The organism is Merdimonas faecis (genome assembly GCF_001754075.1).
GTDB classification, from domain to species: Bacteria; Bacillota; Clostridia; order Lachnospirales; family Lachnospiraceae; genus Merdimonas; species Merdimonas faecis.
On record NZ_MIEH01000005.1, the window covers coordinates 51,896 to 78,609 of the forward strand.

Below are 26,714 nucleotides of genomic sequence, written 5' to 3' on the forward strand. Positions count from 1 at the left end.
TTTTATATCCCTCCTGTCCGTTTCTGTCCCGTACTTTCATAGAAAGCTTCTACCTGTGCCTCTTCAGGCTTCATCCCCAGCTCCTCATAATGCAGGCTTAAACTCAGGATCTTCTTATAATCGTTCGGGATGATTTTCTTAAACTTTGGAAGGTATTCTTCAAATGCCTCCAGAATCTTTTTCCCTTTCTGTGAACCTGTCTTTTCTACATGCTCGCTGATCAGGCGCTTCAGTTCTTCTTTATCTGCTTTTTGGTTTACATCCTCCATGGAAATCATCTCTTTATTGATGTTGCGGTACAGTGCATTTTCTTCATCCAGCACATAGGCAAAGCCACCACTCATACCGGCCGCAAAGTTCTTTCCGGTCCGCCCAAGGATCACGGCTTTGCCTCCTGTCATATATTCACACCCATGATCTCCTACTCCCTCCACGACTACCGTCGCGCCGGAGTTACGGACACAGAACCGTTCGCCTGCCACACCGTTTACAAAAGCACGGCCGGAGGTAGCTCCGTAAAACGCCACATTCCCAATGATCATATTTTCCTCCGCCGGATAGGTACTCTCTTTTGGCGGAGCAATGATCAGCTGGCCGCCGGACAGACCTTTGCCGAAATAGTCATTGCTGTCTCCCCGAAGCTCGATGGTCAGTCCTTTGGGGATAAACGCCCCGAAGCTCTGCCCTCCTGTTCCGGTACAGTGAATCTGATAAGTGTCATCCTCCATGCCTTCCGGGCAGCGTCTGGTAATCTCAGACCCAAACATGGTCCCGAAGGTCCGGTTAGTATTTTTGACATGTACATTTACTTCTCCTGGCATCCCTTTTTTCAGTTTCTCGCCCAGCTCCTGCAAAAGAACTGTCTCATCCAGAGTCTTCTCCAGTTCAAAGTCATAAGTTCCCGGCACGTTATTTTCAGCAGAATAAGGATGATTCAGCACCGCGCTTAAATCAATCCGGGAAGCCCGCGGATTTGCCGTTACTTCTTTTTTCTTTAAAAATTCGCTTCTTCCCACCAGTTCATCGACCGTGCGCACACCTAAGCGGGCCATGTATTCCCGAAGCTCCTGAGCGATAAATTTCATAAAATTGATCACATACTCTGGCTTCCCTTTGAAACATTTCCGAAGTTTCGGGTTCTGGGTCGCCACTCCCATAGGGCAGGTATCCTTGTTGCAGACCCGCATCATCACGCATCCAAGCGCAACCAGGGGTGCCGTGGCAAACCCAAACTCTTCTGCTCCCAGCATGGCCGCAATGGCCACATCCCGTCCGCTCATCAGCTTGCCGTCTGTCTCCACCTTGATCCTGCCGCGAAGCCCGTTCCGAAGAAGCGTCTGGTGCGTCTCTGCAAGTCCCAGCTCCCAGGGCAGGCCCGCATTGTGGATGGAGCTTCCGGGCGCTGCGCCGGTTCCGCCGTCATAACCGGATATCAGTACTACCTGTGCTCCGGCCTTTGCCACGCCGGAGGCGATGGTGCCGACTCCTGCCTCGGATACCAGCTTCACCGAGATTCTGGCATATTTGTTGGCATTCTTCAGATCATAGATCAGCTGTGCCAGATCCTCAATGGAGTAGATATCATGGTGAGGCGGCGGTGAGATCAGGCTGACGCCTGGTGTAGAATACCGGGTCTTTGCGATCCAGGGATATACCTTCTTCCCGGGCAGGTGTCCGCCTTCTCCCGGCTTTGCTCCCTGAGCCATCTTGATCTGAATCTCATCCGCGCTGACCAGATATCTGCTGGTCACGCCAAAGCGCCCGCTTGCCACCTGCTTGATGGCCGAGCAGCGGTTTTCTTTTGTTCCCTTTGACTCCAGACGCTCCGGAGACTCGCCTCCCTCTCCGCTGTTGGACTTTCCATGGATGGCGTTCATAGCTAGAGCCAGCGTCTCATGGGCCTCCTGGGAAATGGAGCCGTAGGACATCGCACCCGTCTTAAATCTCTGTACAATGTTCTCCACACTTTCTACCTGATCGATGGGGATACCCTGTTCCGGATAATCGAACTCCAGAAGACTCCTTAAATATCCGGTATCCTCCTGATCTACCAGCTCCGTATACTTTTTAAAGATCTCATAGTCCCCGTTCCATACCGCCTGCTGCAAAAGATGAATGGTCTGGGGGTTATACCGGTGGTGTTCTCCCTGGCTTCGGAAGCTGTGGCGGCCAAGACTCTTTAAGGTCAGATCTGTGCCAAGCCCCAGAGGGTCAAAGGCCGCACGGTGGAGCTTTTCCACATCTGCCTGGATATCCTCCATGGTCACGCCCCCCACACGGCTGACTGTGTTGGTAAAATACCGGTCGATGACTTCCTTTGAAATACCGATCGCCTCAAAGATCTGCGCCCCCTGGTAGGACTGGATCGTAGAAATACCCATCTTGGACGCAATCTTTACAATCCCGCTTAAGACAGCATGATCATAGTCCTGCACCGCCGCATAATAATCCTTTTTCAGAAGTCCCGTCTCGATCATCTCCCGGATCGTCTCATGCGCCAGATACGGATTCACCGCACAGGCCCCATATCCCAGAAGCGTTGCAAAGTGATGCACCTCTCTTGGCTCCCCGGATTCCAGGATCAGAGATAAAGACGTACTCTTCCTGGTCCGCACCAGGTAATGGTGTACCGCTGATACAGCCAGAAGGGACGGCAAAGCTACATGCGTCTCATCTACGCCCCGGTCTGTCAGGATCACAATCGTAGCTCCGTCTTTATATGCCTTATCTACGTCTAAGAACAGGCGTTCCAGCGCTTTGTCAAACGGAGTGTTTTTGTAACAGATGATCGGCACCTCTTTCACGGAAAATCCCGGAACCTTCATGTTTTTAATCTTCAGAAGATCGGTATCTGATAAAATAGGATTTTTGACCTTGAGCACCTGACAGTTTTCTGGATATTCCTTCAAAAGATTGCCTTCTTTTCCGATGTAGACGCTGGTATTGGTAACGATCTCTTCTCTGGCAGCATCGATCGGCGGATTGGTAACCTGTGCAAACCGCTGCTTAAAATAATAAAACAGAGGCTGAAATTCTTTTGAAAGTGCAGCCAATGGGATGTCGATTCCCATGGATGTGATACCCTCCGAGCCATTCAGCGCCATGTTCAGGATCGTATCGTGATATTCCTCATAAGCATATCCAAAAGCTTTCCGAAGCCTTGCGCAGGTCTCTTCCGTATACTGCTCCACCATCTGATTCGGGATTTTCAGATCACGAAGTTCGATCATATGCTGATCAAGCCACTCGCCGTAGGGCTTCTTTTTTGCATAGTATTCTTTTAGTTCTTCGTCTGTCTTAAGCCTGTGTCCAATCGTATCCGCCACCAGCAGCTTTCCCGGGTGGATCCTTCCTTTTTCTTTGATATCCTCTTCCCGGATCTCTTCTAATACTCCTGTCTCTGATGACAGATAAAGACAATTGTCTCTGGTCAGATAATATCTGGACGGCCGAAGCCCGTTCCGGTCCAGTACTGCGCCCATCATGTCTCCGTCGGAGAACAGGATAGAGGCCGGACCGTCCCATGGTTCCATCATCGTCGCATAATACTGATGGAAATCCTTCTCATCCTGGGAAATGGTATCATTATTCGCCCAGGGCTCCGGAATGGTCACCATCACAGCAAGCGGAAGATCCATGCCGTTCATCATCATAAATTCCAGTGCATTATCCAGCATGGCAGAATCAGACCCGCTCCTTTCCACTACAGGAAGGATCTTGGAAAGCTTCCCTTCAAAATACCGGGACGCCATGTTTTCTTCCCTTGCCAGCATCCGGTCCACGTTTCCCTGGATGGTATTGATCTCACCATTGTGAACAATGAGGCGGTTCGGATGTGCGCGCTCCCAGCTTGGCTCTGTGTTGGTGCTGAATCTGGAATGGACCATGGCGATGGCTGACTGATAATCTTTATTCTGCAGGTCTTTATAAAATGTCCGAAGCTGTCCCACCAGGAACATCCCTTTGTATACGATCGTCCTGCTTGACAGAGACACCACATAGGTATCAGTGCTGCTCTGCTCAAATTCCCGGCGGACAATATAAAGCCTTCGGTCAAACGCAAGGCCGGTTTCTACTTCCTGCGGCTTTTCAATAAATGCCTGCCAGATATCAGGCATACATGCCTTGGCTTTGTTTCCCAGGACTTCCGGAACAGTCGGCACCTTTCTCCAGCCCAGAAATGTAAGGCCTTCTCCTTTTACAATGGTTTCAAACATTTTTTTCGCTTCATTTTTCTTCAGCTCGCTCTGTGGGAAAAAGAACATTCCAACGCCATATTCCCGTTCCCCTCCGATCTCAATGCCGGCTTTTTTGCATGCTTTCTGAAAAAAAGAATGGGAAATCTGTAGCAGAATCCCCACACCGTCTCCTGTCTTTCCTTCCGCGTCCTTTCCTGCCCGGTGTTCCAGATTTTCCACAATCTGCAGCGCCTGGCTTACAACCTTGTGGCTTTTCTTCCCGTCAATATTAACTACCGCTCCGATTCCACAGTTATCATGCTCAAACACCGGATCGTACAGTCCTTCTCTGCTGCCCATATGTGTTCACCCCTTTTTTCGGATTTTTTCTAAAAATAAAAAAGATGGCAAAGAAAGCCCACGCCATTTCTGACGTATTCCGGGTGACTTCTTTGTCATCTTAGGTACATTTATACTCCATTTTTGAAAATTTGTAAATACTTTTTTACTTTTTGTCCGTTTACAGATCTTCTTCTATTTGTGAAAATTTTTTCAAATTTTTGATTGACATTTTCAAAATTTCGTGTATACTTCAATGCATGAAGCAAGGGCGCTTTGGTGAATTCCAAAGTGCCTTTTTTCATGCCCTGAATATCCGGAGCTGCTTTTTGCGGATATCTATTACCGGATTTTTGAAAAAGAAAGGAGCTGCTTTTATGAATGATACGAAACTGATACCGGAACTTTACGGAAGCCTTGTGTTTAATGACAAGGTCATGCGGGAGCGCCTGCCAAAGGACATCTACAAAGCTCTGCACAAAACGATCCAGAACGGTACCCATCTGGAGCTGGACGTGGCAAATGTTGTGGCAGCGGCCATGAAAGAGTGGGCGGTCGAGCATGGAGCTACTCATTTTACACACTGGTTCCAGCCCATGACCGGATTTACCGCCGAAAAGCATGACAGCTTTATCTCTCCTACCGGAGACGGACAGGTCATCATGGAATTTTCCGGCAAAGAGCTGATCAAGGGTGAGCCTGATGCTTCAAGCTTCCCTTCCGGCGGACTCCGCGCCACCTTTGAGGCCAGAGGATATACGGCCTGGGATCCCACCTCCCCGGCATTCATCAAAGACGGCTCTTTGTATATCCCTACTGCATTCTGCTCCTACAACGGTGAAGCACTGGACAAAAAGACGCCTTTGCTGCGCTCCATGGAAGCTTTAAATACTTCTGCGGTAAAGCTTTTGCATCTCCTGGGCCGTGAGGATGTGCGGAAGGTGGACACGACCATTGGTTCGGAGCAGGAGTATTTTCTGATCGACAAGGACCTGTATAAAAAGCGAAAGGATCTTCTGTTCTGCGGACGCACGCTGATCGGTGCACCGGCGCCGAAGGGACAGGAAATGGAGGATCACTATTTTGGTGTCCTGAAGCCAAAGGTATCTGCCTACATGCATGATCTGGATGAAGAGCTGTGGAAGCTTGGCGTACCTGCCAAGACCAAGCACAATGAGGTTGCTCCTTCCCAGCATGAGCTGGCTCCGGTCTTTTCCACCGCCAACGTAGCGGCAGACCACAACCAGCTGACTATGGAAATCATGAAGAAGGTGGCCGACAAGCATCATTTTGCCTGCCTGCTCCATGAAAAGCCTTTCGAGGGCATCAACGGAAGCGGCAAACACAATAACTGGTCCATGGTAACTGACGGCGGAGAAAATCTTCTGAATCCCGGAAAGACTCCTGCCGAGAACCAGCAGTTCCTGGTATTCCTCTTAGCTGTCATCAAGGCTGTGGACGAATATGCAGATCTGATGCGGGTATCCGTGGCAAGCGCCGGCAACGATCACCGGCTTGGCGGAAACGAGGCGCCTCCGGCTATCGTCTCTATTTTCCTCGGAGATGAGCTGACCGCCGTGCTTCGCTCTATTGAGGAGGGAACCGATTTTAAAAAGCAAAAGCAGACACTGATGGAGATCGGCGCTCATGTACTGCCTCATTTTGCAAAGGATACCACGGACCGGAACCGTACATCTCCGTTTGCCTTTACCGGAAATAAGTTTGAGTTCCGTATGCCGGGAAGCTCCCTGTCTGTTGCCGAGCCCAATATTATCCTGAACACGGCAGTGGCCGAGGCTCTGGATCAGATATACGAAACCTTGAAAGACGTGCCGGAGAATGGGCTTGACGATGCTATCCAGGAACTTTTGAAAACTATGATCAAAAATCATAAAAAGATCCTGTTTAATGGAAACGGTTACACCGATGAATGGGTAGAAGAGGCCGCCCGCCGCGGACTTTACAACCTGAAGTCCCTGCCGGACGCCGTTCCTCAGTTCATCGCTGACAAAAACGTAGAGCTGTTCACAAAACATCACATTTTCAGCAAGGATGAAATCTACTCCCGCTATGAGATCCTGCTGGAGAATTATGCAAAAACTCTCCACATCGAGTCCCTGGCAATGCAGGACATGGTGAAAAAAGATTTCACCCCGGCACTGTTCGCCTACATAAACACTTTGACCGAAGAAGTGCTGCATAAAAAGGAGCTGCTGCCCGAGCTTCCGTTCTCCTACGAAAAAGATATCATCACCACGCTCAGCGCAGCCGCCGAACAAATCATGACCTCGCTGAAAGAGCTGGAAGAAAGCACCGCCTGCGCCGAAGGCAAGGAAGATGTGCTGGAAGCGGCAAGGTCCTACCACGACCAGGTGCTGGCCGCCATGGAATCCCTGCGCCTTGCCGTAGACCAGGCCGAGGCACTGATGCCAAGCGGCAGCCTGCCATATCCCACATATGACGAACTGCTGTTCTCGCTGCGGTAGCAAATGTAGCAAATGGGGACGTACACTTTTTGCAAAAGTGTACGTCCCCATTTGCGTTTGCGGGTGTCCCTTTTTGGAAAACCCCCTGTCCCCTTTAGAGTGTTTCGATAAATCTCAGGAAGGCTTTCCTGCCTTCTTCATTGCATTTATACACGCCAGCATCTTCCAGTACGTGCACGAAGGTCTGTCCTACTTCTTCTTTCAGGATGTCCATCACATTCTCACGGCTGATCTCGCTGTATTTTGGCAGGAAGCCAGCCACCCAGTCAGCATGTTTTTCGATTTTTTCGTTGCTGCGGATGTCTTTTCCTTCTACCAGGTAATCTGCAAGGATCTCCAGCTCTTCTTTCAGTCTTGCCGGCAGCACTGCCAGGCCCATGACCTCGATAAGGCCGATGTTTTCTTTCTTGATATTATGGTACTGTGCATGCGGATGATATACGCCCAGCGGATGCTCTTCGGTGGTGATATTGTTCCGGAGCGTCAGATCCAGCTCGTATACGTCACCCACTTTTCTCGCGATTGGCGTGATGGTGTTATGAGGCTCTCCGTCTGTCTCGGCGTAGATGAATGCCGCCTCGTCCGTATATCCTCTCCATGCGCCAAGGACATGGTCTGCCAGTTCGATCAGGCGTTTTTCATCTTTATGACGGATTCTCAGCACAGACAACGGCCATTTTACGATGCCGCACTCTACGTCCTCATATCCCGGAATCGTCACCTCTTTTTCAACAGGCGCCTTCGCCATGGCAAAGGTATAATTTCCTCCCTGGAAATGATCGTGGCTTAAGATGGATCCTCCCACGATCGGCAGGTCTGCATTGGATCCCAGAAAATAATGCGGGAACTGTTTTACAAAATCAAACAGCTTGGTAAATGCCGCCCGGTCGATCTTCATCGGAATATGCTGTCCGTTAAATACGATGCAGTGCTCATTATAATATACATACGGAGAATACTGGAATCCCCATTCTCCTCCGTTGATGGTGATGGGGATGATCCGGTGGTTCTCTCTGGCCGGATGATCCAGACGTCCGGCATAGCCTTCATTCTCCATACAGAGCTGACACTTGGGATAGCTGTTGTTCTTCGCATTTTTGGCCGCGGCAATAGCCTTTGGATCCTTCTCCGGCTTGGACAGGTTGATGGTAATGTCGATCTCGCCATATGGAGATTCTACCTTCCACTTCATGTCCTTCTTCACCCGGTAGCGGCGGATGTAGGCACTGTCCCTGCTGAATTTATAATAATATGCTGTCGCCTCCTCCGGAGAATGTCCATAGTGCTCCCAGAATTCCTTCTGTACCTGGGCTGGCCTTGGCAAAAGGCAGTTCATCATCTTTGTGTCAAACAGATCCCGGTATCCAATGCTGTCCTCGATGATGCCTCTCTTCACAGCTTCCGCAAGCAGCTCAGAAAGCACCTGCTCTAAGCCTTCTCCGTCATCATCCACCGGTATCTTTTGTACCTCCACATCCTCATAGCTGTCCTCATGGAACATTTCCAGCAGAAGGTTGGTGGTATAAATCCTTTCACACTCCGGTGTCAGACCTGTCTCTATCCCATACTCTACCAGCTTTTTAATATTTTCATTTAACATCTTTTTTCTCCCCTCCGTCTATGAAAGCCTTCCGGCTCCGTCTCCGATCTCTACTACATAAAACTCTGCCTCATGTCCTACTTTTTCCTGATAAGCCTTGCCGATCTCTTCTACAAAACGATCTACCGTATCATTTTTCACAATGCTGACGGTACATCCCCCAAATCCGCCGCCAGTGATCCGGGAGCCCAGTACGCCCGGCATCGCCTGTGCCAGATCCACCAGAATGTCGATCTCCTCGCAGGACACCTCATAATCATCCCGCAGAGACTGGTGGGAAGCATTCATCAGCTTGCCGAACAGCTCCACATCGTTGTTTTTCAGCGCTTCCACCGCACGGATGGTCCGCTGATTTTCATAGACCGCATGTTTTGCCCGTTTCTGTCGGATCGGATCCTTAATGGCATTTTTATGCATCTCAAACTCTTCCTCTGTCAGGTCTCCCAGCGTCTGGATCTCCACCTCTGTCTGCAGCTCACGGAGCGCCGTCTCACTTTCATTTCTTCTGTCATTGTATGCAGAATCCACCAGGCTGTGTTTTACCTTGCTGTTGGTGATCACGATCTTTGCATCCTCGAGCACCACCGGCGCATACTCATAGTTCAGCGTATTCGTATCCAGGAAAATCGCATGATCCTTTTTCCCCATAGCACTGGCAAACTGATCCATGATACCGCAGTTGCAGCCGTTAAAGTTGTTTTCAGCATCCTGTCCGATCAGTGCGATATCCACCATGCTTACCTGATCAAATCCAAAGATGTCCTTTAAGATCACCCCTGTCAGCACCTCCAGGGATGCAGAAGAAGAAAGTCCGGAACCATTGGGAATATTTCCCCAGATCAGGATATCAAGGCCATGCTCCAGACGGTATCCTCTCTTTTCAAACGCCCACATTACTCCCTTGGGATAGTTGGTCCAGGACGCCTCTTTATGAGGCACCAGATCGTCAAGGCTGGTCTCTACCACCCCAAGCTTTTCAAAGTTTACAGAATAAAACCGTAAGGTCCGGTCCTCTCTTTTACGTGCCAGACCATAGGTTCCCAGTGTCAGTGCACAGGGAAATACATGTCCACCGTTATAGTCTGTATGCTCCCCGATCAGGTTAACACGTCCCGGTGCAAAATAGGTGCGGACCTCTCCGCCTTCTCCGTACAGTTTTAAAAATGTCTCCATCAATTTTGCAGTCATGCTCTTCGTCTCCTCTACTTGCATAATTTCTCTTTCTAATCTATGATTATAATGAGATTTATCCTCTACTACAATAAGAATATTGGAGTATTTTATCAAAATATTGAGGAAATGGAGACAGGCCATGCAGATACACACGGAAAAGAACCAAAAAGAGATCAAACAGCACGGAAATTTTGAATTTCCGGTCCACGTAAGCCAGGAATCCATCCGCTCTTATGAGCAGGGATCCTTTCTGTGGCACTGGCACCGGGAGATCGAACTGACCTGGTTTCAGTCCGGACAGATCGAATATTATGTAAACGACAAAAAATATATGCTGAAAGAGGGAGAGGGCCTCTTCTGCAACAGTAATGCCCTTCACTCCGGATATATGGTAGACCATCAGGACTGCCACTATATCTCTGTCACCTTTTCTCCCCGGTTTATTTACGGCTATGAAAACAGCCTGCTGCAGACCAAGTTCGTTGATTTTATTACCTCCAATGAGTCTTGGCATTCCCTGAAACTAAGCCCGAATACCGGCTGGCAGCAGGACATCATCCGGGATATCCAAAGGATTTATGAGCTTTCTCTTGAACCCTCCGCTGATTACGAGCTGGAATTACATATTCTCTTAGCAGGTGTCTGGCAGCGCCTCTACCGGTATTATGCTTCCCTCCCGGAGACCGAACATCACTCTCAGAAGCATCTGAAGCGCCTAAGGGAAATCCTGACCTATCTTCAGGAGCACTGCCGGCAGGAAATATCCCTGGACGATGTGGCGGCTCACGTCAATATCTGTAAAAGTGAGTGCTGCCGTTTCTTTAAGAAATATATGAAAATGACGATCTTTGACTATATTTTGTTCCTGCGTATCCAGAACAGCCTGCCGCTTCTTCTCCAGGGCGAAAGCGTCACAAAAACAGCCGGCATGGTTGGGTTTTCCACGCCGGCCTATTATGGTCAGATCTTCAAACGTTATATGGGCTGTTCCCCCGGTCAGTACCGGAAGTCTCATCTCAATTCCTGATAAAGCTTCTTCACTTCTGAGAGAGGACGAAGGCCATCGGTGCCGTTGACCTCGGAAAGAGAACAGGCCGCACAGGCAGTTCCCAGGATCATGGCTTCTTCCAGAGTCATATCCTGGTATGCCCCATAGAGGATGCCGCTTAAGTAGGCATCTCCGGCACCATTGGTTCCTTTGATAAACCCTTCCGGAAGCTTCAGGCTTGGCACTTTTACAAACTCCTGTTTCTGACAGTCATATCCATAGCCGCACCCTGGGCAGTGGATCACCGCCCAGGTGGTCACGCCCTTTTCTTTTAGCTTCAAAAGCGCCTCTTTCACCTTTTCTTCAGTAAGGCCGTCCGCTCCCGTAAGCTTCACACCGGTAGCCGCCTCCGCCTCCACTTCGTTGATAGAACAATAATCCGTATATTTCAATGCCGCACTTACAATTCCCGCCGCCCGGTCACTTTGTTCCGACACAACGTCAATGGATGTCTTCATTCCCCGTTCTCTGGCATCATGCAGGATTCTGGCTCCAAGCGTTCCGTATTCCTCGTCCGGGCCGTCCACCTTTGCCATCAAAAGCAGATACTCCAGATGGAAAATATCTGCATCCAGCTTCTCCCAGTCAATGTATGACTCATCATAAATGTCGCTGGCGCCGCCCTGATAAAAGAAGGTTCTCTGCTTGGTGTCCTGGGCATTCATGACATGGGTGACCGAGCTTAACCCCTCTACCGTCAGGTTCGAGATATCTATGTTCGGATACTTTAAAAGTTCTCCTTTCATCATCCGTCCCTGGGTATCATCCCCGATCAGCCCACTGACCTTCAGCGGCACCGAAGGATCCATCTTCGCCAGGTCCAGAAGCATGTTGCCGGTCCCGCCGATATAGCTTACGATATCCCGGATATTGGTCAGATTTCCTGCATCCGGATAGGTATCGATCTTGTAAAATGTATCTGCGATCAGCGTCCCCGCCACCGCAATTCCTTTGGTTCCTTTTGCCATTTTCCTCACCACCTATACTTCCATGCCAAATACCTGAATCGCTTCCTTCACATTTTCCTTCATCGCTTCCACCGCAATCATCGGAATGTCATGGAAAAAGACGTTTTCATCCGGAGATTTCTGATCCAACGCCTCCTTTACGGCCCTTCCGCCGGCCAGAGTCATGTATGTATAATAGTTGATCTTCCGGATCCCGTTCCGGATCGCTGTCTGAAACTCTTCTTTACTAAGACCTGAGCCCCCGTGCATCACAAAAGGAATGTCGATTGCCTCTTTGATCTTCGTGATCCGCTCCAGATCCAGCTTCGGCTTCTTTGTATAAATACCGTGGGTGGTTCCAAAGGCTATAGCCAGCACATCCACGCCGGTCCTCTCCACGAAATCCTTTGCGGTGGCAGGGTCTGTATATACATCCTCCGCACTGTCAAAGGATTCCAAGGTTTCTGCTTCCTTCGGTGACTCCGCAAGGCCCATATCCGAGGAAAAGATGTGCCCTAATTCCGCCTCTACCGTCACGCCTACGCTGTGAGCCAGGCGCACGATTTCTTTTGTCTCCCGCACATTGGTCTCATAATCCTCCGCCGATGCATCCAGCATGACGGAGGTAAATCCCAGCCGGATCGCCTGGATACAGGATTCCATAGAGGATCCGTGATCCAGATGCACGCACACCGGCACCTTTGCCTTTTTCGCCGCATCCAGCATGATAAGCGCCGCCTGCTCCATCGACAAAAACGGTGCGTGGACTTCCGCATAGTTTAAGATCACACCGCGTCCTGTCTCCTCTGCCGCCTGCATAATCGCCATCAGGGACTCCAGGTTTGAAACATTAAATGCGCCTACTGCATAACCGCCCTTTTCGGCGTCTTCCATCAATTCTTTTAATGAAACTAACATTATTTTCCCTCCTGTTTTCGTTCATTTTATATGATCCGCTGTCGTATGTCTTTATTTTATCCCATCCCGTATAGGGGTGCAAGAATGGGCTCCCACTTTACTTTAAAGATTTCCTTTTTATTCCAGATCCGCATGCCGTTCAAACATCTGCTCCGGGCTTTCCTGCAGACGTTCCATCAGCTCCAGCACGATCCCGTCGAAGACAAGAAAACACATCTGCTCAAATGCAGAGCCCATCGGCTGGATCGATGTCACGGATGTTCCGCCGTGCCGAAGTTTGGGAGAGACGCCTGGCAGTACGGCCACGGCGTCTGCCATCTGCCCGATGGACGACTCCCGGTCCATGGTAAGAAGCGCCACCTGCACGCCATTTTTCTTTGCCTTTTTCGCCATCTCTACCAGGCTTCCCGTCTCCCCGGAGCCGGATCCGATAAGCAGAAGGTCTCCTGCTTTTGTATGGGGCGCCGTGATGTCACCCACATGGCTGACAGGCAGGCCCAGATGCATCAGCCGGTTGGTAAATGCCTGCACGGCCAGTCTGCTCCTTCCCGCTCCTGCGGTGAAAATGTGACCGGCATGCAGAAGTTCTTCTACGATCATCTGAAGCTCATTCTCTTCTAAGTAAGAAGCATTCCCTTTAAGCTCTTCCAGGATTTTTTCCGTATAATTTTTTATACTCATCATCTTTTCCTTTCCCGGATCTTTTCCGCCAGCTTTTTCGTTTCCCCGGCCGGATCCTCTGCATGGACAATGCCTCCGCCCACTATGATGATCTCCGGCTCATATTCCAGGTAAGCATCCATCGTGTCCAGGCGGATGCCTCCGGCCACCGCGATCTGCGCACAGGTGACAGCACTTCTCAGCTCTTTTAAGTCCTGAAGCGGAGTCCTCCCGGCGGCCTGCTGGTCCACCCCTGTGTGGACTGCGATCACATCCACGCCCAGTTCTTCCAGCTGTCTGGACCGCTCCTTCAGATTCTCCACACAGATCATATCTGCCACTGTCTTCTTCCCGTATTTTTTCGCCGCAGCCGCCACATCCAGGATCGTCCGGTCATCTGTCACAGCCAGCACCGTCACATAATCGGCCCCTGCCCGGAAAGCAAGCTCTGCTTCATAGCCTCCGGCGTCCATGATCTTTCCGTCACAGAGTACCGACAGCCCCGGAAATCCGGCATGGATCCGGCGCACTGCTTCCATCCCATATTCCATCAGGAAGGGGGTGCCTACTTCTGCAATGTCCGCATACTCTTTTACTTTTCCCAAAAGCTCCATAGCCGCTTCCATAGAAATATCATCCAATGCGATCTGCAGTTTCATGTTTCTCCTCCTTTTACCCATATTCCCAACTAAATCCAATTATAATATTGTTTTTTCTTGCAGTCAACAATTTTTCGCAACTTACAAATTGTTTTTTCTTGTGTTTTTAACAGGATATGTTAAAATAAACTGCAAAAGGAGGAATCCAACCGATGAAAAAGAGACTGACCGCTGAGCGCAGAAATGAGATCGCCCAGCTTTTATTAAAAAATGGAAATATGAAGGCCAGCTCTCTGGCAGAACATTTTGGCGTATCCACGGAAACCATCCGGAAGGATCTGATCTATCTGGAATCTCAGGGCATCGCGCAGAAAAGCTACGGCGGTGCGATCGCAAGCAGTGAACTGCTTCTGGAACGACCAATTGCACAAAAAGAAATGGAGCGCATGGAGCTCAAGACCGCCATTGCAGAACGGGCGGCTTCGATGATCCCTAGGAACGGCGTTATCTTTCTGGATGCCGGAAGCACCACATATGCACTGGCCAGACTCCTGAGGCTCCGCGAAGACCTGACCGTCTTTACCAACTCAATCATGGTCCTTAACATCCTCTCCGACTCCGCAAACCAGGTATATGCGCTGGGCGGACGTGTCCGGGGAAGCAGCAAAGGGATTGTGGGCGCATGGGCTACCCAGGCCATAAGCTCTCTACACTTTGATCTTGCATTTCTTGGCAGCGACGGCTTTCGGGATCTCTCCGGCCCTTCCTGTGTCTCCTATGAGGAGGCGGAAGTAAAGCAGACTGTGCTGAAAAGCAGCAGTCAGACTGTCGTGTTAAGCGATCACACGAAATTTTTATCCAACAGCCTGTTTCAGTTTGCTGACTGGAACCAGCTTACGGCGCTCGTCACTGACCGCCGGGAAGACCCGGATATAAAAAGCCTGGCCGAAAAAATCAGCCAGGCTGTAAATGTCATATGTGTCTGAACATGTTATATGTGTCTGAACACGCTATATGCTACGCTCCGGTAGGCATATAAGGTCTGAGAACTCCTGCCACATTGCTGAGCGGCATGGTCTGCAGCCAGATCTTGCCCGGGCCGGTGAGTAAAGTATTGAAGATGCCCTCGCCGCCGAACAGCATATTTTTCACGCCCGGGACACTTTTGATCTCCATAGAGCATGTGGCTTCCATAGCCGCCAGGTACCCGGTGTCTACCACGATCTGCTGTCCCGGCTGCAGCTCATACTCAACCACATGTCCGTCAAACTCCGCAAACGCAATCCCCTGTCCTGACAGCTTCTGCATAATAAATCCCTCGCCGCCAAACAGACCGGAAGCAAACTTCTTATTAAAAAATACCGACAATTCAATACCTGCCTCGCCTGCCAGGAACGAACTCTTCTGGAAAATCATCTCTCTTCCCGGCTCGATCTGGAACGCACGGATAGATCCCGGAAAGCTGGATGCAAACGCAATCATTCCGGCGCCGCCCTGAGCGGTATAGATATTCTGGAAAATCTTCTCCCCGGCAAACATCCTGCCGATCGCCTTGCCAAAGCCGCCATTGCTGGATGTCTCCATCTTCATATTGGGTGACATCCAGGCCATGCTGCCGCTCTCTGTGATCATCCGCTCTCCGCCCTCAAGTTCACACACCACTACTGGTAACGTTTCTCCTAAAATCTGATACTTCATATTTTCCTCCTTGTGGGGGACGTACACTTTTTGCGTTGGTCTACGTCCCCATTTGCATTTCTCCCTGTCCCTTTTTACATTTTACCCTGTCCCCGAACGAATCGGGCTCCATACTCCATGGCTTCAAAGCTTTTCCCGTATGTCCAGTTCAAAAAACCATGGAGCATGCCTTTCATTACATGGCACTCTACCGGCACTCCCGCATCTTCCAGCTTTGCCGCATACATCAGCCCCTGATCCAGCAAAGGGTCACATTCAGCGAGCACGATACAGGCTCTGGGAAGGCCGGACAGATCCTCTGCCAGGAGCGGGGATGCGTATGGATCTTTTCTCTCTTCTTCCCTGGTAAAGTATAGCGCCATCGGATCTTCGGTGCAGCGGTACTCCAGAAAATGCCCCCGTCCATATCGCTTTTCTGATTCTGTCAGTTCCTCTGCCTTATTGCAGACCAGCGGGTAGACCAGATACTGTCCTTTAATGTCCGGCCCTTTCCGCTCTCTTGCCATCATCGACACCACTGCGGCAAAATTGCCTCCGGAACTGTCGCCACCTACATTTAAGTTTTCCGGATCTCCGCCGTAGTCTTCCACATGCTCCTTCGCCCACCGAAGTGTCTGGTAAGCTTCCTCAAGCCCCCGGGGAAATGGGTACTCCGGCGCCAGATGATAGTCCGGCGCTACCACCAGCATTCCTCCTGTCATACACAGATAACGGCAAACATACTCATATACCTCGATGCTGTTAAAGGAAAAAGATCCCCCGTGGTAATACACCAGTACAGGCTTCTTTTCCTCCAGGCCTTTGCCACTTTCTTCTGGCGGCTGGTAAACCCGCACCCGGAAGGGGCCATTGCCAAAATCACAAAGAATATCTTCTGTCATTACACCCATAACCTCCGGATATATGTTACATTTCTGATAGGCTGCGGTCATCGCAGCCAGTGATTCATAATCGCTTTGCTGCCGCCAGAGCTGTCGATTGTTCATGTCCATCACCTGCGGTGCCATGATCTCCACTTCCGGCGCCACCTTCCCGTATTCCGGCTCCAGATATTTCCGATACATTTCCTTAAATCCTCCTTTCTTTCTTATTTTCCGAAAATATATGCGCTATGACTTTTTTCTGGCAGCTGCGCAATAAACAACAAATCCAAGAAGCACGGCTGCAAAAGTCATCCATCCAACCAGCGCCGCGGTTCCCATGACACTGAATTTATCATAATATCCTTTCAGATAAATGATCATAATTATCAACGGAATCCCGTAAGACACATAGCCCTTCAGCCATGCAGGGAATTTCAGGCCCTTGCCGGCATTTGCTTCCGCAAGAAACTTTTCCCATCCCCATCCGTTCTTTCTGGTACAGAAAAGAAGATAACCCAGGCTTCCCAGCGGAAGCAGGTTGTTGGATACAATGAAGTCCTCCAGGTCCATGACCGAGCTTCCCGCACCCACCGGCTGAAAATCCGCCAGCACGTTAAATCCTAAGATACAGGGAACACTGAGTATCGTAATCAGGATAAGACTTACAACCACGCTCTTTTTTCTGCTCCAGCCCAACATATCTATATCAAAAGAAATGATATTTTCGAACACTGCCACCAGCGTAGTAAAAGCCGCAAATGTCAGGAACAGGAAAAACAGCGCTCCCCACAGCTGACCGCCCGGCATCTGGGCAAATATATTCGGAATTGTCAGGAAAATCAGGCTTGGCCCGGATCCCGGCTCTATCCCATAGGCAAAACAGGTAGGAATAATGATAAACCCTGCCATGGTAGCCACGAAGGTATCCAGAATCGTGATACTTAAGGCTTCCCCCGTCAGGCTCCGCTCTTTTCCCAGATAACTGCCGAAAATCATCATGGCGCCGATACCGATAGACAGTGTAAAAAATGCCTGGCTCATAGCGCCGAAAATCACATTCCCGATACCGATTTCCTGCATTTTCTGAAAATCCGGAATCAGATAAAACCGCACGCCTTCACCTGCCCCCTCCAGGAAAACAGATCGCACCGCCAGTACAATCATGATCAAAAACAGTACCGACATCATCACTTTGGACACTTTTTCAATCCCGTTTTGAATTCCAAACCAGCAGATTCCAAAGCCTGCCGCTATCAAAATAAACGTCCACAGCCCCATCACCGGCGCATTGCCCAGCATCTGGGAGAATCCGGCCTCTACCTCCTTGGTGCCGGCCCCGGCAAAATCTCCCCGGATATTGCGAAAACAATAGTACAGCATCCATCCCGCTACCGTGGTATAAAACATCATCAAAAGATAACTTCCTAATATACCGATCCACTTCGTCCAGTGCCACTTCGTTCCTTCCGGCTCCAGCGTCTCAAACGCCTCCGCAATACTGTAGCGGCTGGCCCGTCCAATGGCAAACTCACATACCAGTACCGGGATACCCATGATCAGCAAAAATAGCAAATAAATCAAAATGAACGCAGCTCCGCCCATCTCCCCGGCTAAATACGGGAATTTCCACACATTTCCAATCCCAATCGCACATCCGGCCGAAACCAGAATAAAGCCGATCCGGGATCCAAACTTTTCTCTTTTCATACTCTCTTCCTTTCATGGGGGACGTACACTTTTTGCGTTGGTCTACGTCCCCATTTGCATTTCCCCCTGTCCCTTTTTGCAAAAGTGTACGTCCCCAGTCACTAAAATGTTTCTTTCAATGCCGGGTACAGCTTCCGGAATTTTGCGTACCGCTCTTCGTATTTTGCGGCCAGCTCCGGCTCTGGCTCTACGGTGTCCACCACCCGGACCAGCTTTGCCGCCGCCTCTTCTACGTCTGCAAATTCGCCGCATCCCACTGCCGCCAGGATGGCGCCGCCAAGACCCGGGCCTTCTTCGCTGGCGATCACGTCGACTTTCAGATTCATGACGTTTGCAATGATCCTCTTCCAGAGAGCGCTCTTTGCTCCCCCGCCGCAGATCTTGGTCCGTTCAAGATGGATCCCCAGGCTTTTTGCCACCTCCAGAGAGTCCCGAAGGGCAAAGGCTACCCCTTCCAGCACGGCCTGGGTCATCTCCTCTCTGCCGGTATCCATGGACATGCCGATGAAGCAAGCCCGGGCGTCCGGGTCATTGTGAGGCGACCGCTCTCCCATCAGATAAGGCAGGTAGAACACCTGATTCTCTCCCAGTTTATGGATCCCCGCCTGTTCTCCGGCGTAATCTTCGGTCTTCAGGATTTCTTCCATCCACCATTTATTGCATGCCGCCGCACTCAGCATACAGCCCATCAGATGGTAATGCCCGTCGGCATGTGCAAAGGAATGCAGCGCATTGTGGGCGTCTACGCCGAACTTCCGGCTGGAAATAAAGATGGTTCCGGACGTCCCCAGAGAAATATTACATTTCCCATCTCCTACCGTACCTGTACCTACGGCTGCCGCCGCATTGTCCCCTGCTCCCGCAACGATCTTCACATCCGCCGAAAGCCCAAGCCCTCTTGCAAGTTCCGGCTTCAGGGTTCCCACCACCTCGTAGCTCTCATACAGCTTGGGGAGCTGCTTTTCGCTGACGCCACAGATCTCCAGCATTTCCCTCGACCAGCATTTATGCTCCACGTCCAGAAGTAATGTCCCGGACGCATCCGAATAATCCGTGCAATGCACACCGCTCAGGCAATAGGACAGATAATCCTTGGGCAGCATGATCTTTTCTATTCTGGCGAAATTTTCCGGCTCCTCTTCTCTCATCCACAAAAGCTTCGGAGCCGTAAATCCGGCAAACGCAATGTTCGCGGTATATTTTGACAGGGTTTCTTTTCCAATCCTCTGGTTTAAATCCTCCGTCTGCTTTGCTGTACGCCCGTCGTTCCAGAGAATCGCCGGACGGATCACCCGGTCCTGGTCATCCAGTGCCACCAGTCCGTGCATCTGCCCGCCGCAGCCGATCCCCGCCACCATCTCTTTCTCACAGTCTGCCGTCAGTTCCCGTATTCCCTCTATGCTCTGCGCATACCAGTCTTCCGGACTTTGCTCTGACCAGCCCGGATGCGGAAAACAGATGGGATACTCTTTTGACACCACCTTGTGGACCGTCCCCTTCTCATCCATGAGAAGAAGCTTAACCGCCGAAGTACCCAGATCAATTCCGATATAATACATAGTCCGTCCTCCTGCTTTTTACCTTTTATTCACTCTATGCATCCTCAAATCTGCATCTCTCTTCTAGATTTTATCACAATCCCCGTCAGACAGCCACACGAATTTCCTATTCCGGATTTTCTTAAGAACTTCTTATCTCTTCCTAAACATTCTGTAATATCCCTTGAGACTTCTTCATAAACATAATACAATGGAAAACGTTTTAGGAGGGATTTTTCATGAGTATAAATAAATCAGCAGCCAGCAAATCATCCGGCAGAAATCAGGCATCAGACCAGATTCCCGCAAATAAGCAGGAAGATTACAGCCACTATTTTGATGATGATTTTGAAGTAATCTATGATGGCGATCTGCCCGATCTGCCTTCTGAAGAAGATGATGATGACGATTATTACGATGTTCTGTCCAACCTTTCAGAGCTGGATCACACCAAAAAGATTGATTATGTAAAAGAAAATGTTGACACGCCCCGCCAGAAAGAACGGAGGCGCGAGAAAGCGCAAGAGAAAAAGAAGCGCCGGATGCCAAACCTTCTTTCTCCTGCCGCCAGGACCGCCAAGACTGGCGCCCGGGCTGCACTCCAGGTCGCCAATATGCTCCTTCGCTGTGCCACTTTGATCCTGATACTTCTGATCATGTGGCTCCTGGCCCGGAATTTCTGGGACAACCACTCAGCCCTTGGAAATATTGCCCGCATGGTATCAGAAAAAAATTACGTACTCGGCGGCTATACGGGCGTGGCTTTATTTCTGCTGCTTTTTGAACTTATCACATTCCTGATAGTTCTGTTCGGCAAAAAAAGAAGCAGCCGAAACGGCCGCCTCCTGGACACAGGCCGTGGCCTGCTCTCTTTCATTATCATTTATATCGGATCATACCTGTCTGCCCTGCTGTATACCCTTGTCCCGGCATCCCCGGAGGCACTGCAGGGCGTGCAGGCCGCTCTTCTGGTCTACGGTTCACTGCAAAGCGCTCTGCTGCCGCTTTGCACCGCCGGCGTCGTCAGCTGTCTTGCGCGCCGCTTTCTGATCCGTTAACCGGACGTTCGCCATCCTCTTCCTCCGCCTTTCTTAAGAAGTCTGCATCCCTGGACTTCAGGCGGGGGATAAATCTTCTTGCAAATTTTCCTTTTCCCCGGCTCTTCACATAAAAGTAACCGATAATCGAGAACAAAACTGCTCCCACGAAATTGACAAACAGATCATTCATCGTATCGATCAGTCCGATATCCAGATATCCGCCAAGCCCCAGATCCCTTCCATTGACCAATACCTCTGTGATATCCTGTACCGGAACAGGGATATTGCTCTTCGTCGGGTCCAGAAGGACAGAAGAAAATCCCTGGATCACCGTATCCTTTTGCATATCCAATCCAAAAAACTGATCCATCCCATACTCAAAAAATTCCCAGATCACACCGATCGTCATGGAAAAACAAAACGCCACGATCGCCAAAAATACCGGCGACAGCTGAATCGAAAACTTCTTACTACGGTTCAGGATATCCACCAGCGCAAATCCAATGGCCGCCATCAGAAATCCATTGATCGTATGCAGCACTGTATCCCAAAAAGGGAACTTTATGTAGTAAGACTGGATCTCTCCCAGGATCTCCGCCGCAAAAATAAAGACCAGGATCGTAATTTCCAGCGCCGTAGGGAGCTCAATCTTCAGGTTGATCTGTATCAGGCTGGGGATGAGCAGCAGGACCAGCGTTAACACACACAGAAATACATTTTCATAATTTCTGTTAAAAATCTGCAGGATCATCATCAGGATTACCAGAAGCCGCAGGGTCACATAGACCAAAAATGAGCTTTTGTGTTCCCGCAGCTCCATGTGCAGCGCCCGGCCCATGACTCTCATTCTTTTTCTTAATTTCATAAGATTTCCTCTCCATTTATTAGTTCAGGAAATTTTCAATGATCACGCCTTCCGCTTCTTCTTCCGTCATTCCCAGTGTCCGCAGCTTCACAAGCTGCTCGTCATTGATCCTTCCGATCGCCGCTTCATGGATGATCGCCGCATCCAGATGCCTGGCATCAATCTCGGGGATAGAAGCCACCTGTGCATGATCCATAATGATAGAGTCACATTGGATATGTGCGTGACATTTTGTATTTCCAACTGCCTTTGGATGGAACACCTGCCTGGAGGTTCCTTTTGCCACAGAACGCGAAATGATCTGCGCGGAACTTCCCTCACCGTCCAGATCTACTTCCATATTAGACTCTGCCGTCTGCTGATCATGAGTCATCAGCTTCTCCAGCACATACAGTTTGGATCCGGGACCCATGTGGACATCTGTCTCCCGCACGGTAGAATCAACACCTTTTATCTGTGCCGTGTCCAGCGTGAAGACAGAATCATCTTCCATATAGATCTTTGTCACCGGGTTCAGTACTCTTGCGCCGGTTCCCTCTCCTTCTCCGTAGTGCTTTTCCTCATAGCGCACATTGGCGCCTTTTCCCACATGGAAGGAATGGATTCCATCGTGACGGCTCTCATTGCATCCGCTGTTGTGAATCCCGCAGCCGGCTATGATTGTCACGTCTGCACCTTCCGCGATATAGAAATCATTATATACAATGTCCGTCATGCCAGACGCATCCACAACAACAGGGATGTGAACCTGTTCGCCTTTCGTGTCTCCGTCAATATAGACATCAATTCCTGGTTTGTCTTCCTTTTTCCGGATTTTAATGTGCTCACTGTCGCCATGGCACAGTGCGATCCCATTATGTCTTAAATTGAATGCTCCGGTCTGCTGAAATCCTTTTTCATCAATTTGCTTTAAAATCTGTTCCGTGATCCGGTCCAGTTTCTTTTTATCTGCTTCTGTCATTTTTTACGCCTCCTTTATTCCCGGTCCATGCATACACAGCTGTCACCTTTATCCAGCAATGTTGGCAAAATCTCATCCTTTGGCCCGATCGCGGCTATTTTCCCGTCTTCAATGACCATAATCCGATCTGCCATCTGGATAATCCTCTCCTGGTGCGAGATCAGGATCAGGCTTTCCTCTTTTTTCTTATGGATTTTTTCAAACTGTTGGATCAGCATCGAAAAGCTCCAAAGATCGATTCCTGCCTCCGGCTCGTCAAACACACACAATTTATGCGGCTTTGCCAGCACCGTGGCAATTTCAAGACGCTTCATCTCCCCGCCGGACAGGGTTCCGTCAACTTCTCTGTGGATATATTCTCTGGCACAAAGTCCGACCGCGCTCAGCATCCGGCAGCACTCCGGCTCTGTCAGGTCACGGCCTGCCGCCAGAGACAGAAGCTTGCTCACTGTCATTCCCTTGAACCTGGGCGGCTGCTGAAAGGCAAAGCCTATCCCCGCCCCGGCCCGGTGGTCGATATCAAAGGAGGAGATATCTTCCCCGTCCAGGATGATCTGTCCTGCGTCCGCTTCCTCAATTCCCATTAAAACCTTGGCAAGCGTAGATTTTCCCCCGCCGTTCGGCCCGGTAATAACCAGCATCTCCCCATCTTCAACACAAAAGCTTATATTTTTAACGATACTTCTCTCTATTCCGTTTTCATTGACCTTAAAGGTCAGGTTTTTCACTTCCAGCATCTTTATCATACGCTCCTTTTCATGCCTGTACTTTTCCACACAGCACATTATAGCCTCTTTTCTCCTGCGATTCAACCCGGTAAAAAAAAAGAACCGCAACCCCCGATATAAAATCAAGAATCACGATCCCAATGCGGATGACAGGAATCGAACCTGCACACCGAAGTACTAGATCCTAAGTCTAGCGCGTCTGCCAGTTCCGCCACATCCGCCTGTCTTTTACAATGTTTGAATATAAAAGCAGCGGATCCCTTCCTAATGTATTGGGACTTCCGCTGTTTTTTGACTGAGCGTGCGGGGATTCGAACCCCGGACAACTTGATTAAAAGTCAAGTGCTCTACCACCTGAGCTACACGCCCGTAAAATCTGGGCTAGTTGGATTCGAACCAACGAATGCAGGAGTCAAAGTCCTGTGCCTTACCGCTTGGCGATAGCCCAATAAATAAAATAGAAAAAGGTGGGTAATGGGACTCGAACCCATGATATCCAGAACCACAATCTGGCGCGCTAACCAACTGCACCATACCCACCATGTATATTACTCATCGAACCAAGCGTCCAACTAAGTATCCCTATATTTAATTGTCGTGGTTCTAACGAGCCTGGGGGGATTCGAACCCTCGACCTACGGCTTAGAAGGCCGTTGCTCTATCCAGCTGAGCTACAGACTCACACGAGAGCGGGTGATGGGAATCGAACCCACGTATCCAGCTTGGAAGGCTGGTGTTCTACCATTGAACTACACCCGCAAGACTATCGGGGTGACAGGATTCGAACCTGCGGCCTCCTGGTCCCAAACCAGGCGCTCTAGCCAAGCTGAGCCACACCCCGATATGTTTTTCTTCCGTCTCACAACGCAAGAATTATTATATCGGATGTATTACGGCTTGTCAACAACTTTTTTAATAATTTTTTCAAGGTAATTTTCCGTACCTAATTCAAATACAACAGTTCGAACTCCGCATTACCCTGGCCGTCCACATTCATAACAATATAGCTGGGTTTTCTGCCGTCCTGCCGCGGATAGGATACACTTCCCGGATTCAGTGTCACCAGGTCATCCTCGACAGTCAGCGACGGCCGGTGCGTATGACCGTACATCACAATATCCGCCCCGCGTCCTCTGGCTTCCGCTTTCAGCCTTTCCTCCCCCATAGACACACCATAGTAATGTCCGTGAGTGGCAAAAATATGCCGTCCCTCAATGAAAAATTCCTGCTCGCCGGGAAGCTCCGAAAAAAAGTCATTATTTCCCCGCACAATATGTACCGGGCAGTCTGCCAGTGCTTCAATATAATCTTCTCCGCCTTCTACATCTCCCAAGTGGATCAGCATCTGGAAAGGCTGCTCCCTCTCTATGATTTTTTCCAGATTCCGATGGGATTTATGGGTATCACTGACGATCAAAACCTTCATTCCTATTCCTCCCTGTTACTGTCTGTCCAGGCCGCTCTGTCTGTCCTCCAATATTTTCCGCATCTTCCTTAAACCTTCTCCTCTGTGGCTCAATTCATTTTTCTTCTCCGGTGCAAGCTGTGCGCTGGTGCATCCGTACTCCGGCAGATAGAAAATGGGATCATACCCAAAACCGTTCTCTCCGGCAATCTCATGTCCGATGATCCCCTCCATGGTTCCTCTGACCACTTCGGTGCTTCCATCTGGAAATGCCGCCGCGATAGCGCATACAAACCGTGCCGTCCTTTTCTCATCTTCCACGCCCTCTAACCGGTCAAGCAGCGCCTGGTTTTTGATATCATAAGAGGTGTCCTCTCCCATATATCTGGCGGAATAGATCCCCGGCTCTTTATTCAGGTAGTCGATCTCCAGCCCGGAGTCATCGGCAAGCACCACCGCATCCTGATATTCCGGCATCTTTCGCGCCGCTTCTGCAATCTCCGTGGCTTTGATCAGTGCATTTTCTTCAAAAGTAGCGCCATTCTCCACAACATCCGCATGGATCCCCGCTTCTGCCTGAGACAGGATCTCCACGCCGAGATCCTTTAAGATCATCCGGATCTCTATCATTTTATGTGCGTTTCCTGTTGCAAAAATAATCTTATTCATTGTTTCGCATCCTCTCTCTTCTATCTCCCTGTTTTCCTGGGCGGCTTCGGCCCCTGGAACTGATAGAAATATGTCTTTAACATTCCATTGTATATCTTGCGGTTCTTATCCGCCTTGCGTCCAAAATACCGTTCTGCATCCTCATAGGAAGTGATCATATATGCGGACCAGGTTTCCAGGCGCCGGAAACTCTCTCCAAAGGCCCGGTACAGTTCCGGCAGATCCTTCTTGTCCTCCAGCCGTTCTCCATAGGGCGGATTGGTGATGATGAATCCATATTTCTTTGGATGGCTTAAGTCCCGCACGTCCCTTCTCTGGAAATGGATCATATGCTCCACCCCGGCCTCTGCGGCATTTCTCCTGGCGATACGGATCACATCCTCATCCGCATCATACCCCTGGATATCCGTCTCTTCAGGCTCCCGTATAAGGTCACTGGCCTCATCCACCGTATCATACCACAGTTTTTTCGGAATCAGATTGGTCCACTTTTCTGCAGTGAAAGACCGGTTCATCCCCGGAGCGATATTTGCAGCCATCATCGCTGCTTCTATCGGAAACGTTCCGCTCCCGCAGAATGGATCCACCAGGATCCGGTCTCCCCTCCATGGCGTCAGCATGATCAGCGCGGCCGCCAGAGTTTCCGTGATCGGCGCCTTCCCCGAAACCTCCCGGTATCCCCGCTTATGAAGCGAAGCTCCTGAGGTGTCGATTCCCACCGTCACCTGATCCTTCATCAGGAAGACTCTCACCGGATATTCCGGTCCATCCTCCGGAAACCATTCCATATGATAATGCTCCTGCAGCCGTCTCACCATCGCCTTCTTCATCACAGACTGTATATCTGAGGGACTGAACAGCCGGCTCTTGACAGAAGACGCCTTCGTCACCCAAAACTTTCCGTCCTTAGGGATATACGCTTCCCAGGGCAGAGCCCTTGTCTTCTCAAACAACTCTTCAAAAGACACTGCCTGAAAGCTTCCCACCTTCAGAAGTACTCTTTCCGCAGTACGAAGGAATATGTTCGCCCGGCAGACTGCTTCGGCATCCCCCTGAAACGTCACTCTTCCATCCTCCACACTCGAAATCTCATATCCAAGATCCAGGATCTCTCTTTTCAAAACCGCCTCCAGCCCGAAATGGCAGGGCGCAATCAGCTCTATCCGATTCATAGTCCACTCCAACATATGTAATATTCTTTTTACATCTTACTTGCTTTCCTGGTCATTTGTCAATCGGGGACAGGGGAAAATCCAAATGGGGACACCCAATAACGCGAATGGGGACGTACA

The 26,714-nt window shown here is 50.0% G+C and carries 21 protein-coding genes and 7 tRNA genes; 4 read left to right on the top strand and 24 right to left on the bottom strand.

Annotation, left to right across the window (positions count from 1 at the left end; all coding sequences use genetic code 11):
- Nucleotides 1-2: 2 nt before the first annotated feature.
- Nucleotides 3-4,538 (bottom strand): glutamate synthase large subunit, encoded by a 4,536-nt coding sequence (gene gltB / locus BKD12_RS01850; RefSeq protein ID WP_070087634.1) that lies wholly within the window; start codon nucleotides 4,536-4,538, stop codon nucleotides 3-5.
- Nucleotides 4,539-4,894: 356 nt separating this feature from the next.
- On the opposite strand from gltB, the gene BKD12_RS01855 reads away from it, so the two are divergent.
- A complete protein-coding gene (locus BKD12_RS01855) occupies nucleotides 4,895-7,003 on the top strand; it encodes a glutamine synthetase III family protein (RefSeq protein WP_070087635.1) in 2,109 nt (702 codons plus the stop codon).
- Between the two features lie 94 nt (nucleotides 7,004-7,097).
- On the opposite strand, the gene galT is transcribed toward BKD12_RS01855, so the two are convergent.
- Both galT and BKD12_RS01865 read right to left on the bottom strand, forming a co-directional pair.
- Entirely contained in the window at nucleotides 7,098-8,603 is a 1,506-nt protein-coding gene (gene galT, locus BKD12_RS01860) for a UDP-glucose--hexose-1-phosphate uridylyltransferase (protein WP_070087636.1), read from the bottom strand.
- A gap of 18 nt (nucleotides 8,604-8,621) precedes the next feature.
- Nucleotides 8,622-9,791 carry a galactokinase gene (locus tag BKD12_RS01865; RefSeq protein WP_070087637.1) on the bottom strand — a complete coding sequence of 390 codons (1,170 nt, stop codon included), beginning with the start codon at nucleotides 9,789-9,791 and terminating at the stop codon, nucleotides 8,622-8,624.
- A 124-nt stretch (nucleotides 9,792-9,915) separates the two neighbouring features.
- On the opposite strand from BKD12_RS01865, the gene BKD12_RS01870 reads away from it, so the two are divergent.
- Nucleotides 9,916-10,803 carry a helix-turn-helix domain-containing protein gene (locus BKD12_RS01870; RefSeq protein ID WP_070087638.1) on the top strand — a complete coding sequence of 296 codons (888 nt, stop codon included), beginning with the start codon at nucleotides 9,916-9,918 and terminating at the stop codon, nucleotides 10,801-10,803.
- Here BKD12_RS01870 and BKD12_RS01875 read toward each other — a convergent pair.
- The 4 genes from BKD12_RS01875 to hxlA form a co-directional block, all read right to left on the bottom strand.
- Nucleotides 10,788-11,792, bottom strand: a complete 1,005-nt coding sequence (locus BKD12_RS01875) for a carbohydrate kinase family protein (protein WP_070087639.1) — start codon at nucleotides 11,790-11,792, stop codon at nucleotides 10,788-10,790. The genes BKD12_RS01870 and BKD12_RS01875 overlap by 16 nt on opposite strands.
- Before the next feature lie 12 nt (nucleotides 11,793-11,804).
- Nucleotides 11,805-12,689, bottom strand: a complete 885-nt coding sequence (locus BKD12_RS01880; protein ID WP_070087640.1) for a class II fructose-bisphosphate aldolase — start codon at nucleotides 12,687-12,689, stop codon at nucleotides 11,805-11,807.
- Between the two features lie 117 nt (nucleotides 12,690-12,806).
- Nucleotides 12,807-13,370: a 6-phospho-3-hexuloisomerase gene (hxlB, locus tag BKD12_RS01885; protein ID WP_070087641.1), complete on the bottom strand. Its 564-nt coding sequence runs from the start codon at nucleotides 13,368-13,370 to the stop codon at nucleotides 12,807-12,809.
- A complete protein-coding gene (hxlA, locus tag BKD12_RS01890; protein ID WP_070087642.1) occupies nucleotides 13,370-14,008 on the bottom strand; it encodes a 3-hexulose-6-phosphate synthase in 639 nt (212 codons plus the stop codon). Before hxlA ends, hxlB begins: the two co-directional genes overlap by 1 nt.
- Nucleotides 14,009-14,160: 152 nt before the next feature.
- Here hxlA and BKD12_RS01895 point away from each other — a divergent pair, with 152 nt between their 5' ends.
- Nucleotides 14,161-14,934: a DeoR/GlpR family DNA-binding transcription regulator gene (locus BKD12_RS01895; protein ID WP_070087643.1), complete on the top strand. Its 774-nt coding sequence runs from the start codon at nucleotides 14,161-14,163 to the stop codon at nucleotides 14,932-14,934.
- A 31-nt stretch (nucleotides 14,935-14,965) separates the two neighbouring features.
- On the opposite strand, the gene BKD12_RS01900 is transcribed toward BKD12_RS01895, so the two are convergent.
- From BKD12_RS01900 to xylB, 4 genes are all read right to left on the bottom strand, one after another.
- Nucleotides 14,966-15,646: a TIGR00266 family protein gene (locus BKD12_RS01900; protein ID WP_070087644.1), complete on the bottom strand. Its 681-nt coding sequence runs from the start codon at nucleotides 15,644-15,646 to the stop codon at nucleotides 14,966-14,968.
- A gap of 74 nt (nucleotides 15,647-15,720) precedes the next feature.
- On the bottom strand, nucleotides 15,721-16,710 hold the full coding sequence (locus BKD12_RS01905; RefSeq protein ID WP_070087645.1) for an alpha/beta hydrolase: 990 nt from the start codon (nucleotides 16,708-16,710) through the stop codon (nucleotides 15,721-15,723).
- 45 nt (nucleotides 16,711-16,755) lie between these two features.
- Nucleotides 16,756-18,216 carry a sodium-dependent transporter gene (locus tag BKD12_RS01910; protein ID WP_070087646.1) on the bottom strand — a complete coding sequence of 487 codons (1,461 nt, stop codon included), beginning with the start codon at nucleotides 18,214-18,216 and terminating at the stop codon, nucleotides 16,756-16,758.
- A gap of 101 nt (nucleotides 18,217-18,317) precedes the next feature.
- Nucleotides 18,318-19,775, bottom strand: coding sequence for a xylulokinase (gene xylB, locus BKD12_RS01915; RefSeq protein ID WP_070087647.1), 1,458 nt, complete (start codon nucleotides 19,773-19,775; stop codon nucleotides 18,318-18,320).
- Between the two features lie 218 nt (nucleotides 19,776-19,993).
- On the opposite strand from xylB, the gene BKD12_RS01920 reads away from it, so the two are divergent.
- A complete protein-coding gene (locus tag BKD12_RS01920; RefSeq protein WP_242872682.1) occupies nucleotides 19,994-20,812 on the top strand; it encodes a hypothetical protein in 819 nt (272 codons plus the stop codon).
- On the opposite strand, the gene BKD12_RS01925 is transcribed toward BKD12_RS01920, so the two are convergent.
- The 13 genes from BKD12_RS01925 to BKD12_RS01985 all read right to left on the bottom strand — a co-directional run bounded on the left by BKD12_RS01925 (nucleotide 20,778) and on the right by BKD12_RS01985 (nucleotide 26,594).
- Nucleotides 20,778-21,659, bottom strand: coding sequence for a DUF2238 domain-containing protein (locus BKD12_RS01925; RefSeq protein WP_070087648.1), 882 nt, complete (start codon nucleotides 21,657-21,659; stop codon nucleotides 20,778-20,780). The two genes, BKD12_RS01920 and BKD12_RS01925, sit on opposite strands and share 35 nt — an antisense overlap.
- A gap of 19 nt (nucleotides 21,660-21,678) precedes the next feature.
- Complete coding sequence (locus BKD12_RS01930) at nucleotides 21,679-22,620, bottom strand: SufB/SufD family protein (RefSeq protein ID WP_070087649.1); 942 nt, start codon at nucleotides 22,618-22,620, stop codon at nucleotides 21,679-21,681.
- Between the two features lie 14 nt (nucleotides 22,621-22,634).
- Nucleotides 22,635-23,357 (bottom strand): ABC transporter ATP-binding protein, encoded by a 723-nt coding sequence (locus BKD12_RS01935; protein ID WP_070087658.1) that lies wholly within the window; start codon nucleotides 23,355-23,357, stop codon nucleotides 22,635-22,637.
- A 132-nt stretch (nucleotides 23,358-23,489) separates the two neighbouring features.
- A tRNA-Leu gene (locus tag BKD12_RS01940) sits at nucleotides 23,490-23,569 on the bottom strand.
- A gap of 75 nt (nucleotides 23,570-23,644) precedes the next feature.
- A tRNA-Lys gene (locus BKD12_RS01945) sits at nucleotides 23,645-23,717 on the bottom strand.
- Nucleotides 23,718-23,724: 7 nt separating this feature from the next.
- Nucleotides 23,725-23,796, bottom strand: a tRNA-Gln gene (locus BKD12_RS01950).
- Between the two features lie 18 nt (nucleotides 23,797-23,814).
- A tRNA-His gene (locus BKD12_RS01955) sits at nucleotides 23,815-23,888 on the bottom strand.
- 67 nt (nucleotides 23,889-23,955) lie between these two features.
- Nucleotides 23,956-24,029, bottom strand: a tRNA-Arg gene (locus BKD12_RS01960).
- Nucleotides 24,030-24,036: 7 nt separating this feature from the next.
- Nucleotides 24,037-24,107, bottom strand: a tRNA-Gly gene (locus BKD12_RS01965).
- 7 nt (nucleotides 24,108-24,114) lie between these two features.
- A tRNA-Pro gene (locus BKD12_RS01970) sits at nucleotides 24,115-24,189 on the bottom strand.
- A gap of 102 nt (nucleotides 24,190-24,291) precedes the next feature.
- On the bottom strand, nucleotides 24,292-24,774 hold the full coding sequence (locus BKD12_RS01975) for a metallophosphoesterase family protein (RefSeq protein ID WP_070087650.1): 483 nt from the start codon (nucleotides 24,772-24,774) through the stop codon (nucleotides 24,292-24,294).
- 15 nt (nucleotides 24,775-24,789) lie between these two features.
- On the bottom strand, nucleotides 24,790-25,422 hold the full coding sequence (gene rdgB / locus BKD12_RS01980) for an RdgB/HAM1 family non-canonical purine NTP pyrophosphatase (protein WP_070087651.1): 633 nt from the start codon (nucleotides 25,420-25,422) through the stop codon (nucleotides 24,790-24,792).
- A gap of 20 nt (nucleotides 25,423-25,442) precedes the next feature.
- Entirely contained in the window at nucleotides 25,443-26,594 is a 1,152-nt protein-coding gene (locus tag BKD12_RS01985) for a THUMP domain-containing class I SAM-dependent RNA methyltransferase (protein ID WP_070087652.1), read from the bottom strand.
- Between the last annotated feature and the right edge of the window lie 120 nt (nucleotides 26,595-26,714).